The 15,832-nt window shown below is 42.4% G+C and carries 14 protein-coding genes; 2 read left to right on the top strand and 12 right to left on the bottom strand.

All coding sequences use genetic code 11. From position 1 onward, the window contains the following. Positions 1-137: 137 nt before the first annotated feature. The 7 genes from EL144_RS10195 to tgt all read right to left on the bottom strand — a co-directional run bounded on the left by EL144_RS10195 (position 138) and on the right by tgt (position 8,314). Entirely contained in the window at positions 138-2,765 is a 2,628-nt protein-coding gene (locus EL144_RS10195) for a TonB-dependent receptor domain-containing protein (RefSeq protein ID WP_005703832.1), read from the bottom strand. Positions 2,766-2,984: 219 nt separating this feature from the next. Beyond that, positions 2,985-3,950: a protein translocase subunit SecF gene (secF, locus tag EL144_RS10190; protein WP_032995250.1), complete on the bottom strand. Its 966-nt coding sequence runs from the start codon at positions 3,948-3,950 to the stop codon at positions 2,985-2,987. 16 nt (positions 3,951-3,966) lie between these two features. Further along, positions 3,967-5,817, bottom strand: a complete 1,851-nt coding sequence (gene secD / locus EL144_RS10185) for a protein translocase subunit SecD (protein ID WP_032995163.1) — start codon at positions 5,815-5,817, stop codon at positions 3,967-3,969. Between the two features lie 27 nt (positions 5,818-5,844). Next, positions 5,845-6,144: a preprotein translocase subunit YajC gene (gene yajC / locus EL144_RS10180; RefSeq protein WP_005701087.1), complete on the bottom strand. Its 300-nt coding sequence runs from the start codon at positions 6,142-6,144 to the stop codon at positions 5,845-5,847. Positions 6,145-6,317: 173 nt separating this feature from the next. Next, on the bottom strand, positions 6,318-6,539 hold the full coding sequence (locus tag EL144_RS10175) for a sulfurtransferase TusA family protein (protein WP_005703838.1): 222 nt from the start codon (positions 6,537-6,539) through the stop codon (positions 6,318-6,320). A 19-nt stretch (positions 6,540-6,558) separates the two neighbouring features. Beyond that, positions 6,559-7,077 carry a hemerythrin domain-containing protein gene (locus EL144_RS10170; protein WP_032995165.1) on the bottom strand — a complete coding sequence of 173 codons (519 nt, stop codon included), beginning with the start codon at positions 7,075-7,077 and terminating at the stop codon, positions 6,559-6,561. Between the two features lie 85 nt (positions 7,078-7,162). Continuing rightward, positions 7,163-8,314 (bottom strand): tRNA guanosine(34) transglycosylase Tgt, encoded by a 1,152-nt coding sequence (gene tgt / locus EL144_RS10165; RefSeq protein WP_005703841.1) that lies wholly within the window; start codon positions 8,312-8,314, stop codon positions 7,163-7,165. Between the two features lie 310 nt (positions 8,315-8,624). Here tgt and EL144_RS10160 point away from each other — a divergent pair, with 310 nt between their 5' ends. Further along, positions 8,625-9,761 carry a pyridoxal phosphate-dependent aminotransferase gene (locus EL144_RS10160; protein ID WP_005703842.1) on the top strand — a complete coding sequence of 379 codons (1,137 nt, stop codon included), beginning with the start codon at positions 8,625-8,627 and terminating at the stop codon, positions 9,759-9,761. 46 nt (positions 9,762-9,807) lie between these two features. Here EL144_RS10160 and queA read toward each other — a convergent pair whose 3' ends face one another. The 5 genes from queA to frdA all read right to left on the bottom strand — a co-directional run bounded on the left by queA (position 9,808) and on the right by frdA (position 14,410). Further along, positions 9,808-10,899, bottom strand: coding sequence for a tRNA preQ1(34) S-adenosylmethionine ribosyltransferase-isomerase QueA (gene queA, locus EL144_RS10155; protein WP_005703843.1), 1,092 nt, complete (start codon positions 10,897-10,899; stop codon positions 9,808-9,810). A 169-nt stretch (positions 10,900-11,068) separates the two neighbouring features. Further along, entirely contained in the window at positions 11,069-11,413 is a 345-nt protein-coding gene (frdD, locus tag EL144_RS10150) for a fumarate reductase subunit FrdD (protein WP_005701079.1), read from the bottom strand. Positions 11,414-11,422: 9 nt separating this feature from the next. Beyond that, the gene (frdC, locus tag EL144_RS10145; RefSeq protein ID WP_005703844.1) at positions 11,423-11,815 is read right to left on the bottom strand and encodes a fumarate reductase subunit FrdC; all 393 of its coding nucleotides are present in this window, start codon (positions 11,813-11,815) and stop codon (positions 11,423-11,425) included. An 11-nt stretch (positions 11,816-11,826) separates the two neighbouring features. Then, positions 11,827-12,597, bottom strand: a complete 771-nt coding sequence (locus EL144_RS10140; RefSeq protein ID WP_005703845.1) for a succinate dehydrogenase/fumarate reductase iron-sulfur subunit — start codon at positions 12,595-12,597, stop codon at positions 11,827-11,829. Between the two features lie 4 nt (positions 12,598-12,601). Beyond that, a complete protein-coding gene (gene frdA / locus EL144_RS10135; RefSeq protein ID WP_005703847.1) occupies positions 12,602-14,410 on the bottom strand; it encodes a fumarate reductase (quinol) flavoprotein subunit in 1,809 nt (602 codons plus the stop codon). 388 nt (positions 14,411-14,798) lie between these two features. Between frdA and epmA the strand changes: the two genes are divergently transcribed. Continuing rightward, positions 14,799-15,770, top strand: a complete 972-nt coding sequence (gene epmA, locus EL144_RS10130) for an elongation factor P--(R)-beta-lysine ligase (protein WP_005703848.1) — start codon at positions 14,799-14,801, stop codon at positions 15,768-15,770. Positions 15,771-15,832 lie beyond the last annotated feature (62 nt).

Raw genomic sequence — 15,832 nt, 5'->3', positions numbered from 1 at the left:
CAAAGAAATTGAGAAACATAACGGAATCGATAAAAAATCTTTTCCGTTATTTTTTTAAAGAATATAAACTTAGATTTAACTTTGAGGACATAAACGCATTAATTAATAACCTTATAACACTAGTGTGGCATTTAAGGCTAATCAAATATAGACCCAAATTTATAATCCAGGTTTAACCTCAAGGTTCTGCCCGGTGCAGGATTTAATCCCATATTGTTCGCGTCTAAATAATATCTGTTAGTTAGATTATCCAGCGTTGCAGATATTGTTAGATCCTTTGAAATTTTATAATTTGCGAAAAGATCGACTATTGCATATGGCTTCCATTCGGCAGAATTTGTCTCCCCGGTACTATTGTTTGGCGAAAATATCGAAACTATGCGTTTTGAGTAGTAATTGTGGCGCGCACCCAGTTCAAGTTTATCATCCCAAAATCTAAATCCGACTGTAGTCGTTATCGTTGTTTTAGGAGGCAACGTATTGGCGAGATTGCTTCCGCTGATACCGCCCTCAAAGCACTGCGTTGTATCTCTTATTCGTCCGACTTGATCGTCCCTACGGCAAAATTTCGTTTTTAGATAGTGTGTCATACCTATCTGTGTATAGAAGCTTCTCATATCAAAATATGCCGAAGTCTCATACCCACGAAAAAGGGCGGATCTAATATTGACGGTTTGTAGTCTGCCTTGCGTACTCGTTCTGGTGAGATAATCTTTCGTGAAGTTATTAAAATAAGCAAATTTAAAACCTAAAAGATTATCTCCACCGCCTATATCATCAAATAATAGATTTGTGCCAATTTCCCAGTTCTTTTGTCTCTCAGGCTTTAACTTGTAGGTTTGATAATCGACTATTTGTGTGCTAAATCCGCGCGATGCTTGAAACAAACTCGCTGAGCGTACAGCCTCGGCATATTTTATGTAAATTTGCGCGTTCTCATGTGGTTCGAAGGTAAACATCGCGATTGGTGATGTGGCCTTAACGCTTGGAGGTTGCGGCCAAGAATAAATCCGGCATCTTTTTTGAAACGGGTTGTTGCGCACCGGTTCACAGACGGAATTCTTCGGATCGGGCATATTTTTGCGTACGAATTTATCTTCGACTCTGGGCTGAAAATCATGAATTGCGGTGCGGATGTGTCGCAGACCTAGATCTATTTTAAGCCAGTTCGTGATCGGATAATTAAGCGAAATGAAGGCACTTTTTTCTTTGCGCTTTGCGTTTCTGATGTAAAACGGTGCTACAGCGTTGTCAGGATAGCCTTTTGCGCGTACTCTAGCAGCCATATCTTTAGGCGGATGAATTCTTTCGCGCGAGTAACTTATGCCGTAGTTTATCGTTAGTGGTCTATCGAAAATTTGCGCTACACTGGTGTTGCTTAAATTTAGTCCCTTCTGCTCGGAGATTGTAAAGTGCGCGTGGCGAGAGCTGAAATCAACCAGATCCTCGATGAAAGGTGTAAAGCTAGAAGTGTCACTTTTAGTGTAATATCCGCTTAAAGTTAGCTTGATAAATGGATTTGTCGGATCGAAGATATATTTTGCGCTGTAGCTATCGGTCTTTACTTCCGTGCCTTCTCCCTGCAGCGCACCGTCTCCACGAAAGCTCGTAATGGACGGCATCAGCTCGCCGAATTTGCTTCTATAGCCGCGGTAGGTCAAATTTAAAGCATGCGTGTCGTTGTAAGTGTTAAACTTAGCCAGATAGGACTTATTATCCTGGCTGGTATTTAGTACTTCCTCGCCACCACGAAAGTAGGTATAACCGTTTTGCTCTTTAAATCTCAGCCTACCGATCCTAACATCTTCTTCAGTCACAAGAGGTCTGCCGAATCTGTCCTTTCTCGTAGGGTCTCTGTGTACTTCAAAATCATCTTCATTTTTATATTCGATATCTTCTATCACTGGTACGGCGCCATGGCGTCCGACGAAATAATTGCCCTGCTTCTTTTTGGCGTAGGCCAACACAATGTCGGCGTTTTCCCACTTTTTAGAAAATGCGAGCGAGTAGTTGTAGCTTTTGCCTAAATTTTGAAAAGGATTTTTGGATGCGTATTTCGCGTCGGGATTATAGGTTTGCTTCGGACATTTACCCGAACGGTTGGTACGACATTCGTCTATCCATTTAGTGCGGTATCCACCGCGTGTATAAAGAGGCGGTTTGTCCGTAGTATTAGACATCGTGCCGAACCGCAAGCGAAGTCCCCAGTTCTTATTTTCGGGGATTATGTCTTTGTAGCCTACAGTATTCATTCTCACTACACCACCTGTGGCGCCGGTAGCATCTGCTTTGAGTGACGGGCCTTTTTCTATTTCTACGCGCGAGATGAGATCAGGATCCAGATATGTTCTGGTACTTGAACCTGCATAGCCTTGCCACGAAGGGATAGACTGAAGCGAATCATCGATCAATACAGGAATTCTGTTTTCGTTGGCTATACCTCTGATTATAGGGGTTATAGCGCCGCTATTTCGTTTGTTGCCAACCATGACGCCCGGAATTCCGCTTAAAAAATCACCTACTGATGAGCCGCGAAAACGTTGAATTTTTGTATCATTGAGATATGAGTACGAACCGGATTTTAGATAGCTTTCCAGTTCATCCTCGTATGAAGTTTTACTTTGCCCGGTAACTACTATGTCCGGTAGAACCGTAGTTTGAGGGGCAGCATCGATACTTTGTGATGTGCAGATCAAAGTGGTCAAAAAGAGTAGTGTAGGGTTGCGTTTGTCACTTTTTTGAGATTTTTTAAATTTAAAATTCATACTGCTCCTTTAAAATATAATTATAATTTTAGGGACGGTATTAGATTAACAGTTATATTACTTTGTGAAAATTAATATAGTTCATTGAAATAACTGCACTTTCATCTGAGAATTTATTAGATATTACTCCTGATTCTCCGTCTTATTCTATTGAAAAATTTGAAAGTAAAAAGTGCGGTCGAAATTCACTATGAATTTTAACCGCACTTTTGTTATTGACTAAGGCAGCTCATTAATATCATCTTTGTTGACTTTGGGTTGCACCACGTGTTCACGGTCAAGACCTAAGTCATATGCAATAGCAATCGCAACGAAGATAGAAGAGTATGTCCCGAATCCGATACCTATTAGGAGGGCCAACGAGAAACTATGGATTGTCGGGCCGCCGAAGACAAAAAGGGCGATCACCACAATTAACGTCGTCACTGAAGTCATAATAGTTCGGGAGAGAGTTTGTGTTAATGAAATGTTAATAATGTCGATAGAAGCAATCCGTCTGATTTTACGGAAGTTCTCACGCACTCGGTCAAATACCACAATACTATCGTTTAAAGAATATCCCACCACGGAAAGAATCGCCGCGATGAAAGTAAGATCCATTTCAATTTGTAAGTAAGAGAATGCACCTAGTGTCACAATCACGTCGTGCGCTAAAGAAAGCACACCACCGATTGCTAAGCGCCATTCAAAACGCATACCCACATAAAGTAACAACATAATAAGCGTTGTTAAAGTCGCGTAAATGGCACCTTGAGTTAACTCTTCCCCTACGTTTGGCCCAACAAACTCAATGGAACGAATTTGAATATCACTATCCAATGTGCTCAACATTTTCTTCACATGATCGCCGATTTGTGCGTTTTCCGTTGCTGGTAGGCGAATCATGACATCACGTACGCCACCGGTGGTTTGCACGAGTGGGCTTTCGATACCGTTTTGAGTAAGGGTAGTACGTATTTTTTCCAAATCCGCAGGTTGGGAAAAGTGCGTATCCACCACCACGCCACCGGTGAAATCTAAGCCCCAGTTGAAGCCTTTGGTAAACACAAAGAATAATGAAACTGCGATAATAACCACGGAAGCAAGATAGCCCCACATACGGAATTTCATGAATTCCACTAAACGGAAAGGGAGTTTAATGCCTTGAATTTCTTTAATTGGCTGACTTCTATTTTCTAAATTCACAATATGTTCCTCACCGTTAAATTGATAATTTATCAATTCGTTTGCCGCCGTATAAGAAGTTCACGATTGCCCGTGTGCCGGTGATTGCGGTAAACATTGAAATGGCAATACCTAAAGACAAGGTGATTGCGAAACCTTTAATTGGGCCTGTTCCCACGGCGTAAAGTGCCACGGCGGTCAAAATGGTGGTTAAGTTAGCATCGAAGATGGAACTAAACGCACCGCTATAACCTTCATTAATAGCTTGTTGAACCGGACGACCGTTGCGGATTTCTTCTTTAATCCGCTCGAAGATTAATACGTTCGCATCCACAGACATCCCGACCGCCAATACGATACCGGCAATACCCGGCATGGTGAGCGTGGCACCTGGTAATAACGACATTAAACCGACTAATAAAACGATGTTGGCGATCAAAGCGACATTGGCGATAAGGCCAAATTTACGGTAGTAAATCACCATAAACGCCACTACGATCATTAAGCCCCAAAAGCTTGCTTGCAAACCTTGTTCTACGTTTTGCGCACCAAGAGACGGACCGATGGTGCGTTCTTCCACGATTTGAATCGGTGCAATCAACGCACCGGAACGAAGTAATACGGCAAGATTTTGTGCTTCTGCAGGAGAATCAATACCGGTAATTTGGAATTGACTACCGAAGCGGCCTTGAATGGTTGCAACGTTAATAACTTCTTCGTGTTTTTGTAAAATGGTTTTACCATTTTCGTCTTTTTTGCCGCTGTCTTTATATTCAACGTACAACGTTGCCATTGGTTTTTGGATGTTGGCACGCGTCGTTTGCGACATAATTTCGCCACCTTCACTATCCAAGGTTACACTAACTTGTGGTCTGGATGTATTTTGATCAACACCGGAACTCGCGTTAGTAATGTGTTCACCACCTAATACCGCGCGTTTATATAGCACGATAGGGCGATTGTTTCTGTCATATTTCACTTCAGAATCAGAAGTGACCATACCGCGAGCCGCCGCTTCTAAGTTTGCGTTGCCGTTGACTAAACGGAACTCAAGAGTAGCCGTCGCGCCAAGAATTTCTTTTGCGCGTGCGGTGTCTTGCACACCCGGCAACTCAACCACGATACGTTCTGCGCCTTGGCGCTGAATCACCGCTTCCGCAACACCAAGCTCTGTCACACGTTTACGCAAAATACTTAAGTTTTGTTCAATAGCGCTTTCGCGGGCTTCGTTTAATGCGGCGTCAGACAAACCTAGGGATAATGTATTATCGGAAATGGCTTTTACTTCTAAATTTTGGTGTTGGCGACGCAAATAACGTTGCACATCGGAAAGTTGTTCTGGGCGAGCTAACGTAATGGTTGTGCCAAAATTTTCTGCCGATTTGATGGCGGTGTACTGATATTTTTCTCTACGTAACTCTGTGCGCAAGGAATCCTGTAATTGTTCCTGACGTTTGCTTAAAGCAGAATTCATATCCACTTCCATTAAGAAACGTACGCCACCGCGCAAATCTAAGCCCCATTTCATCGGATTACCACCAATACTGCTTAACCATGTTGGTGTTGCCGGTGCAAGGTTTAAGGCGACAGAATAATTTGTGCCTAATTTCTCGGTGATTTTATCTTTGGCGAGTAATTGCGCATCAGTGTTGTTAAAACGTACTAAGATTGAACCGTTTTCCAACACAATGGATTTAGTTGCCAGATTATTGTCTTTTAGAACGGTTTGAACTTCGCTTAAGATGCCGGAATTGGCTTCTTGGCCACGAGTTCCTGAAATTTGTACGGCAGGATCTTCACCGTAAAGATTTGGAAGAGCGTATAAAACACCAATGGCGATCAAAAAGATCACCATTAGATTCTTCCATAAAGGGTAACGATTTAACATAGATTTCCTGTTCCCTTGAGGAATAGATTAAAGAGTTTCGATTGTGCCTTTGGGTAATACGGCTGCAATGTAATTACGGTTAATAGTAATTTCGGTTTTATCATTTAATGCGATAACGATGACATCGCCCTTTTCAGGCACTTTGGTGATTTTACCGATGATACCGCCGGCAGTTAATACTTCAGTGCCTTTAGTTAATTCGGACATCAATTTTTTATGTTCTTTATTTCTTTTTGCTTGCGGACGATAAATCATAAAATAGAAAATCAATCCGAAGATAATGAAAATAAATAACATTGACATTGGGCTGCCTTGTTGAGCTTCCATTCAAATTTCCTTTTAGTTAATGAAAAGAGAAGACGCTTTGGAGCGTCCGTAAACTGATTAAAATCGGCAGTTAAAATACCATAAATCTGCTTAAATGTGAAAATGATATTGCAAAAATAACGGCAAAAATAACGGCAAAAATGACCGCACTTTTATGTACTAAACGGGTAGGTCTATTCCTTGATTTTGGTTATTTTAATACTTCGTTGAGACTGATTTGTCACGACGAAAGATAAATCTTGTTCTTCGCACAACAAACGAAAATCTTCAATGTTACTTTCCGATGAAAGCAACACCGTCAATACATCATTTAGGGTTAATGTTTTGACGGCTTTCTTCGTCATTAATAATGGCAGAGGACAACGATACTCACGAGTATCAATTTGATATTCCATGGTTTTTACTATTGACTGCTTATTTTTGTACTTGGCGACGGGTACTCATGATTTCACCAATTTCACGTAATTCTGCTTCCGATAAATGTTGTTTACCAAGCTCAAATAACGGCTCTTCCAACGCGATGTGTTTGTCATAGCCCGACACCACATTATTAATTAATACGATATCGACATTATTCCGTTCGCCATCCAACAAAGATTTTAGCTGTTCGGATAATTTCGCCCAGTTATCATGCAACGTCACGTGTTGTCTTTCCAACTCATCAATGTCTTTTTGCGCTTCCGGCACATGTTTCACTAAGAGTGGGAAAAAATCTTTTTCCTCGTCATCATGGTGTAGCGGGGCAGACTGATTGAAATAATTTAGAATTTGTTGAACGTCATTTTTCACCGCCTGATTGCAACCATGTTTTTCTAAATAATCAGGCAAAATCGTGAGTTGGCGACAGAAACGCTTTACTTTGCCATGACAGGCATACAACATTTCAATGGGTTCGTTCCAACTGGCGAATTGCTGAGGTTCAAGGATTTGCATAGAGACTCCTGTGATAGATGAAAGTGCGGTGGAAAAAACACTTAAATTTTTCACCGCACTTTTCATTGATTATTTTTTTAGCTGATTATTTTTCTGTTTCTGCAAGTTGTAACGGCGGAATCGGCTTGCCGATTCTCGCATAAAATTCCACCACGAAATCATCGAAGCGATCTTCTTCAATGGCCTGACGAATTTCTGCCATTAAACGTTGATAATAACGTAAATTATGAATGGTGTTTAGGCGCGCACCGAGGATTTCGCCACATTTATCCAAATGATACAAATAGGCTTTGGTGTAATGCTTACAGGTGTAGCAATCACAGTGTGGATCCAATGGGCTGGTGTCGTCTTTGTATTTGGCGTTGCGGATTTTCACGATTCCGTCGGTGACGAATAAATGACCGTTTCGTGCATTACGGGTCGGCATGACACAGTCGAACATATCGATACCGCGGCGCACACCTTCCACTAAATCTTCCGGTTTACCTACGCCCATTAAATAGCGTGGTTTGTCAGCAGGGATTTGCGGGCAAATGTATTCCAAAATGCGGTGCATATCTTCTTTCGGTTCGCCCACGGCTAAACCGCCCACGGCATAGCCGTCAAAGCCGATGTTCACCAAGCCTTCCAAGGATACTTTGCGTAATTCTTCAAACGTACCGCCTTGGATAATGCCGAATAAGGCGTTTTTGTTGCCTAATTCATCAAAACGGTTGCGGCTGCGTTGTGCCCAACGTAAAGACATTTCCATGGATTTTTTTGCATAGTCGAAGGTTGCCGGGTAGGGCGTGCATTCATCGAAAATCATCACAATATCGGAACCTAAATCATATTGGATTTCCATGGACTTTTCCGGTGATAAGAAAATGCGTTCGCCATTGATTGGGTTTTGGAATTTTACGCCTTCTTCGGTAATTTTGCGCAACTTACCTAAACTGAACACTTGGAAACCGCCGGAATCGGTGAGGATCGGACGATGCCATTGCATAAAGTCATGCAAATCGCCGTGTTTACGCATCACTTCTTGCCCGGGGCGAAGCCATAAATGGAAGGTGTTACCAAGGAGGATTTCTGCGCCGGTAGCACGTACTTCTTCCGGTGTCATACCTTTTACCGTGCCGTAAGTGCCTACCGGCATAAACGCCGGGGTTTCAACCGTAAAGGTGCCTTGTGGGCGTTCAAATACCAAGCGACCACGACGGGCGTTGCCGCTGGTTTTATCTAATTCATACTTCATTTAATTTCCTCAACGAATAAACAGTTCGAAGGTTTTTTAGTCAATAAAAAAGCCTGCTTAAATACACAGGCTTCATGCTATAGTTTTCCGCAATGCCTTTTGAGCAGAGGGGGACTCTATTAATGATAGCCAAGCTGTTTTTGCTTTCAGGCTAGACTAGTAGAACCTTGTTTTTCATTTTATGGTTTGCTCTAAAATAAGTCAAATTCCACACTTTTTATTCTTCCTGAAATTTGTTGCAATTTTTTACATTTCACTCTGTCAAATACCTTATTGTTGTCTGAAAGCTAATATTATTTAAAGGAAGTATATGCAACGTAGAGAGCTATTGAAACTAAGCAGTTTGGCATTAGTGGGAATGTCAGTTGCTCCATCATTAATGGCAGAAAAAAAACGAGCAAACAAGACTAACGAAACCTTATATTTGAATTTTAACGAAAATTCTTTAGGTATGTCAGAGAAAGCGAAGCAAGCGGTTATTGATAGTTTAGCAGTCGCTTATCGTTATCCTGATAATCAACGAGCCGAATTAATTACACAACTGGCCAAAAAGTATGATGTGCAAGATCATTTCATCTCTTTGGGAAATGGATCTTCGGAAAATATTCAAGCTGTGGTTCAGTGGTTGGTTTATAAAGCCAGACAGGCAAAACAAGCGGTACAGTTAATCGTACCGGAACCGACTTTTGATTATGCGGAATTGTACGCGAAATTTCTCAATGTGCCGGTAGTCAAAGTACCATTGACTGCTGATCTTTCATTTGATTTAGCCAAGTTGCAGGAAACCGCCGAGCAATTTAGTGGTCTCAATATTTTTTATTTATGCAACCCGAATAACCCGACTTCAGCCATTACACCGGCAAAGGCGTTATTTCCATGGATTAAAAAAGCACCGGAAAATTATTTCTTTTTATTAGATGAGGCTTACGCCGAGTTTGTGCAAAATCCTACCTTTGAGAGTGGTATTAGTTTAGTTAAACAAGGGTTTAAAAATGTTGCAGTAACCCGTACATTTTCTAAATTTTATGCGTTAGCCGGTTATCGTGTCGGTTATATGTTGGCAGATCCTGATGTGGTGCTGGAAGTGGAAAAATTTATGTCCATAGACAATACCAACATTGTCGGTGCGGTTGCTGCTACCGCTTCCTTGCAAGATCAAACTTTTGCACAGTTAAGTTTACAAAGCAATGCCGAATCACGTCGGATTGTGCAAAATGCGTTGAAGGAGTTAGGATTAAAATTTGTACCGTCTAATGGCAATTTCGTTTTTCATGAGATTAAAGGCAACATAAAAACTTATCAAGAACGCATGAAAGCAAATAGAATTCTTGTTGGGCGTGAATTTTTACCGATTCAAGGTTGGAACCGTTTGACTTTGGGTACGCCAGAAGAAATGCAATATTTTGTAAATGTATTAAAAGAGTTTCGAAAGAAAGGTTGGGTTTAGACTTTAACAACAAAAATAAGGTGGGCATTGAACCCACCTTATTTTTTTATTCTAATCCCTTCACATTCGGATTCTTGTTAATAAACATCGCATCACCGTAACTGAAAAAACGATAGCGATTTTCTACCGCACTTTTATAAGCATTCATGGTGTGGCTAAATCCTGCGAAAGCAGAAACCAACATAATCAATGTACTTTCCGGTAAATGGAAGTTGGTGATTAAACAATCCACGATGCGGAACTTTTTGCCTGGGTAAATAAAAATAGATGTGTCGGAAAAATAAGGTTCAATTAACACCGCACTTTGTTTTTCTTCTGCGGCTAATGCTGCGCTTTCAATCGAGCGAACTGATGTCGTACCGACCGCAATGACCCGTTTGCCGGCTTGTTTTGTGGTGAGAATAGCATCACAAACCGACTGTGGCACTTCCACATATTCTGCGTGCATAACGTGATCTTCAATGTTTTCTACTCGAACCGGTTGGAATGTTCCCGCGCCCACGTGCAAGGTAACGAAGGCAAAATTTACACCCTTTTCTTTCAATTTTGCCAAGAGTTCATCATCAAAATGCAAACCTGCCGTCGGTGCCGCCACTGCACCTGGCACTTTGTTATAGACGGTTTGGTAACGTTCCTGATCTGCTTCCTCGTCAGGGCGATCAATATACGGTGGCAACGGCATATGCCCGATTTGCTGCAACACATCAAAAAGTGCGGTCTGTTTTTCGGCTATTTCGATCTCAAACAAGCTATCTTGGCGACCAAGCATTATTGCTTTCACACCATTGCCTTCGCCCAGTTTATCTTCACCTAAAATCAATTCCGCCCCGGCTTTCGGTGCTTTGGATGAACGTACGTGGGCTAAAAAACGCGATTCACTCAGTACACGCTCAACTAACACTTCAAGCTTTCCGCCGCTAGTTTTTCGCCCGAACATCCGAGCAGGAATTACTCGGGTATTATTAAACACCACCAAATCGCCAGGCTGAATTAAATCTAATACATCGGCAAAAGTGCGGTGAAAAATTTCCCCGTTTTCACCATTTAGTTGTAATAAACGGCTGGCTGTCCGCTCCGGTTTCGGATAACGGGCAATCAGCTCATCAGGTAAATCAAAATTAAAATCGGCAACACGCATAATTGAAAAAATAGGTTTGAAAAATAGGGCGGTAGTCTAGTGCGAATTGGAGAGAATCTCAAGGGGAAACTAGTGCAGTTTTATTTTTGAACATCACATTAGCAAACATGCACTTTTTATAAATGCAAAAAACTCCCGCTGAACGGGAGTTTTTTATTTGAAATGCCAATTAGATATTACACACAGCAAATAGCACGATAATGCTGTAAAGCGTGGCTAGGCCATAGAAAATAAATCCGCCAGCAGGCACATGGACTTTAACGTCGTGCATACCGTGATGGACACGGTGCAAGCCTGCCCACATTGGGAAAATGGTAAGAGCCAGAATAACCAATTTACCCACCCAGTGGTGTGCAAAGGCGATGATGTTATCCGGGCTGACAAGGCCAAAAGGTAATAGCAAACCGAGGATAAGAATTAATACCGGGAAGGCAAGTCCGCTTATCATGCCGCCTGCACTAAACATTAACCAGACAGGTGGTTCGTTTGAACGTTTTGGATTTTGATTAACCATGTCTTCCCCCTAAATAAATACTAACACTAAAGCCAATACGGTGACACCCACAAACATTCCGCGCAAAGCGTTTTTAATTAGTTTTGCGGGCAAGCCTGTCGTGCCGGATATCACTTCGCCTGTCATGTCGAATAGGGTGACAGCGTGGAGCAATAAAGCAGCCAGTGAGACGATGTTAAGAATCACGACAATTGGATTTTGTAAGAACGGAATGAAGTTCATAACAAATCCGTCCGCTTTGCCTAAACAAATGACGCCATAAAGCAATACTAAACTGAACCAAACCGTTGGAAGTGCAGTGGCTTCGCGTAGCATATAGAACTTGTAGAAATCCCAACTTTTCCACCAAGTCGGGGTCATTTCACGGACATATTTTTTACGTTTACTTACTGTTGTTGTCATAATCTTTCCCCTTATGCCTTCGGTTTAAGCATGGAAATGAGATAATCTTTGGCACTTTCTAATTTGCCCTGGTTAATGGCAGTGGCTGGGCCAACGTGTTTTGGACACACTTCGGAGCAAGCACCTACAAAGGTACAAGACCAAACGCCGTTTTCACCATTCATGATTTTCATCCGTTCTGCCTTGCCATGGTCACGGTTATCTAAGTTATAACGATGACCTAAAGTTAATACGGCCGGACCGACAAATTCAGGGTTTAAACCGAATTGTGGGCAGGCGGCATAGCATAAGCCACAGTTAATACACATAGAGAACTGACGGTATTTTTCCAATTGCGCAGGCGTTTGTTTAGTACGGCTTTTAGCTAATTCTTTGGACGGATGCGGTTTACCGTCTAACTCAGGCGCTTGGTTACCGATCACATAAGGTTTGATGGCTTCCAAACTTTCAATGAAGTGACTTAAGTCAACGATTAAGTCGCGTTCAATCGGGAAGTTTGCTAAGGCTTCAACACGCATGTGACCACTGTAGTCACGCAAGAAGGTTTTACATGCCAGTTTCGGAATGTTGTTTACCATCATGCCGCAAGAACCACAGATTGCCATACGGCATGACCAACGATAAGAAAGCTCAGGTTCAAGTTTATCTTTAATATAGCCTAAAGCGTCAAGTAATGAGGTCTGGCTATCGTAAGGCACTTGATAGGTTTTCAAGTGTGGCTCTTTGTCAACTTCCGGGTTGTAACGTAGAATTTCAACGTTCATGATTGATTGTTCGGCCATGTTATTACTCCTTACCTGCTTGAGCTTGTTCTGTCGCTTTGGCAGCCGCTTCAGCCGCTTCTGCTTCCGCACCGTAAACGCGTTTTGCCGGTTGAGATTTAGTGATTTTCACCGGGCTGTATTCAATGCGTGGTGCGCCGTCCTCGTTATAGAACGCCAAGGTGTGTTTTAAGTAGTTCACATCGTCCCGCTCAGTGTAGTCTAAACGTTGGTGTGCACCACGAGATTCTTTACGCTCAATAGCAGAGTTGGCTATAGATTGCGCTACGTCTAAAATGTAGCCTAATTCAACGGTGTACAATAAGTCTGTATTAAATACGCTAGAGCGGTCTGATACATGAACGTGTTTAAAACGCTCTTTCAATTCAGCAATTTTATCAACGGCTTGTTGCATACTTTCTTGTGTACGATAAATACCGCAGCCTTCTTCCATTGCTTGACCCATTTCATCACGAATTTCAGACCAAGATTCTGTACCTTCCTGGGCAAATAAGTCATTTAAGCGTTTAACAACATCTTGTGCTTGAGCGTCAATTGCACTTTGGTTGCCTGGTTTGGCTTCCACTGCACGTTGTGCTGCATATTCGCCGGCAACACGACCTAATACCACTAATTCGGCTAATGAATTGGAACCTAAACGGTTAGCACCGTGTAAACCGGAAGAGGCACATTCACCCACGGCAAATAAGCCTTTAATACGGGTTTCACTGTTGAAGTCTACTTCAATACCACCCATGGTGTAGTGCACTACAGGGCGCACAGGAATTGGGGCTTGAGCCGGATCCACGCCTTCATAGGCTTTTGCCAATTCACAAATAAACGGTAAACGTTCGTGTAAATATTGTTCTCCAAGGTGACGTAAATCCAAATGCACCACATCAACGCCTTTGGCGGTTTTTAATGTATTGCCTTTGCGCCATTCTTGCCAGAACGCTTGGGATACTTTATCGCGCGGACCTAATTCCATATATTTGTTTTGTGGTTTGCCGATTGGTGTTTCCGGTCCCAAACCGTAGTCTTGAAGATAACGGTAGCCGTTCTTATTCAGCAAAATACCGCCTTCACCACGACAACCTTCGGTCATTAAGATACCGGTATTTGGCAAGCCGGTCGGGTGATATTGCACGAACTCCATATCACGCAACGGTACGCCATGGCGATAAGCCATAGATAAACCGTCACCGGTAACGATACCGCCGTTGGTGTTGAAACGGAATGCGCGGCAACCACCGCCGGTAGCGATAACAACAGCGTTGGCGTTAATTTGTACTAAAGAACCTTCCATCATATTCATGGCAACCATACCGCGGGCATGGCCGTCATCAACTAAAATATCAAGTACGAAGTGTTCATCGAAACGTACAATTTGCGGGAATTGAATAGAAGTTTGGAAGAGAGTGTGCAATAAGTGGAAACCGGTTTTATCGGCGGCGAACCAGGTTCGTTCGATTTTCATGCCGCCGAAACGACGCACGTTTACGTCACCATCAACTTTACGGCTCCAAGGACAGCCCCAACGTTCAAGCTGGGTCATTTCTACCGGTGAGTGTTCAACGAAATATTCTACAACGTCTTGTTCACAGAGCCAGTCACCACCGGCAACAGTATCTTGAAAGTGTTTGTCGTAAGAGTCTTCTTCTTTGATGACGGCTGCTGCACCACCTTCTGCTGCAACGGTATGGCTACGCATTGGGTAAACTTTTGAGACTAACGCAATTTTAAGGTTGGGATTAGCTTGAGCTGCAGCGATCGCCGCACGTAAACCACCACCACCGGCGCCAACAATGGCGATATCGACGTTAACAGTTTGCACGATATTCCTCCAAGTAAAGAGATAAATTTGAGTGAAAATACCGAAATAAAGCTATTTGGTACTGTTAGGGTGTGAATATTTTGCCATTATTTTTTTTTATTAAAACTGTTTTTGTGAAATTTGTCACGATTTCGTGATCTACCTCAAAAAAGTTACTGTAAATAAAGAGTTGTTGATATTCTGTTTAATAATTAACATTTATTTAATTAAAACGTAACAAGAAGTAAACAAAAAGTGCGGTGGGAAAATGAAATGTTTTTCAAGATTTTGCCATCTACCTGTAATTACCATTTTATGTTGTTATGAGGAACAATAACTTTATGTATTCCCGACGACTTGTTTTAAAATAGCGACAATTTCATTTTTCCTCATTTGAAAAGGCATTTTTATGTTTGAACAAGAGCAATGGCAACCTACCGCCTCCGTTAAAAATTTATTAACCCGTGCCAAATTACTGACAGAAATCCGTCGATTTTTCACCGATCGCGGTTTGTTGGAGGTGGAAACGCCGGTATTGAGCGAATTTGGTGTCACGGATGTGCATCTCGCAACGTTTAGTACGGAATTTATTTCACCGTTCGGTGAGCAATCGAAAACCTTGTGGCTTTCCACCAGCCCGGAATATCACATGAAACGTTTGCTGGCGGCAGGCAGCGGGCCTATTTTTCAAATCGGCAAAGTATTCCGTAATGAAGAGGCAGGTAATCGACACAACCCTGAATTTACTATGTTGGAGTGGTATCGACCGCACTTTGATATGTATCGCCTGATTAACGAAGTGGATGATTTATTACAACAAACTTTGGAATGCCCGCCGGCGGAAAGCATGAGCTATCAATTTGCCTTCCAGCAATATGTGGGATTGGACCCATTATCGGCGGACTTGTCCGAATTAGTGGAAAAAGCGGAAAAACATCAGTTAATGGGGGCGGAAAATGAAAGTCGCGACACCTTATTACAATTTTTATTTAGCACGGTAGTGGAGCCGCAAATTGGGCAGGAGGCGCCGGTAGTGGTGTATCATTTCCCGGCAAGTCAGGCGGCTTTAGCGCAAATCAGTTCGGAGGATTTGCGTGTGGCGGAACGTTTTGAGTTTTATTATAAAGGATTGGAGCTGGCTAACGGTTTCCACGAATTGTCTGATGCGCGCGAGCAATTAAGACGCTTTCAGCAAGATAATCTGCAACGGGAAAAAATGGGGTTGCCTGCGCGCGCCATTGATACGCGCCTATTGGCTGCATTACAGGCAGGAATTCCGAATTGCTCGGGGGTGGCGTTGGGCGTGGATCGCGTATTGATGATTGCCATGGGCACGGAGAGCATTAAAGAGGTGATTTCTTTTGCGATTGATAACGCTTAAAAGTGCGGTCATCAATGGCGATGTTTTTTTTAATGCTAAAAGTGCGGTCGAAAAATAAAATG

The sequence above is a fragment of the Aggregatibacter aphrophilus ATCC 33389 genome, from assembly GCF_900636915.1.
Taxonomy (GTDB): domain Bacteria; phylum Pseudomonadota; class Gammaproteobacteria; order Enterobacterales; family Pasteurellaceae; genus Aggregatibacter; species Aggregatibacter aphrophilus.
This window is presented reverse-complemented; position numbering and strand designations above follow the sequence as displayed.

What these genes read in the sequence shown, in the direction of transcription:
- yajC (WP_005701087.1), bottom strand. Translation starts at nt 6,144, where the DNA reads ATGGAAGCTCAACAAGGCAGCCCAATGTCAATGTTATTTATTTTCATT.
- EL144_RS10195 (WP_005703832.1), bottom strand. Translation starts at nt 2,765, where the DNA reads ATGAATTTTAAATTTAAAAAATCTCAAAAAAGTGACAAACGCAACCCT.
- frdD (WP_005701079.1), bottom strand. Translation starts at nt 11,413, where the DNA reads ATGGTTAATCAAAATCCAAAACGTTCAAACGAACCACCTGTCTGGTTA.
- tgt (WP_005703841.1), bottom strand. Translation starts at nt 8,314, where the DNA reads ATGAAGTATGAATTAGATAAAACCAGCGGCAACGCCCGTCGTGGTCGC.
- EL144_RS10140 (WP_005703845.1), bottom strand. Translation starts at nt 12,597, where the DNA reads ATGGCCGAACAATCAATCATGAACGTTGAAATTCTACGTTACAACCCG.
- EL144_RS10170 (WP_032995165.1), bottom strand. Translation starts at nt 7,077, where the DNA reads ATGCAAATCCTTGAACCTCAGCAATTCGCCAGTTGGAACGAACCCATT.
- EL144_RS10175 (WP_005703838.1), bottom strand. Translation starts at nt 6,539, where the DNA reads ATGGAATATCAAATTGATACTCGTGAGTATCGTTGTCCTCTGCCATTA.
- frdC (WP_005703844.1), bottom strand. Translation starts at nt 11,815, where the DNA reads ATGACAACAACAGTAAGTAAACGTAAAAAATATGTCCGTGAAATGACC.
- secD (WP_032995163.1), bottom strand. Translation starts at nt 5,817, where the DNA reads ATGTTAAATCGTTACCCTTTATGGAAGAATCTAATGGTGATCTTTTTG.
- EL144_RS10160 (WP_005703842.1), top strand. Translation starts at nt 8,625, where the DNA reads ATGCAACGTAGAGAGCTATTGAAACTAAGCAGTTTGGCATTAGTGGGA.
- queA (WP_005703843.1), bottom strand. Translation starts at nt 10,899, where the DNA reads ATGCGTGTTGCCGATTTTAATTTTGATTTACCTGATGAGCTGATTGCC.
- epmA (WP_005703848.1), top strand. Translation starts at nt 14,799, where the DNA reads ATGTTTGAACAAGAGCAATGGCAACCTACCGCCTCCGTTAAAAATTTA.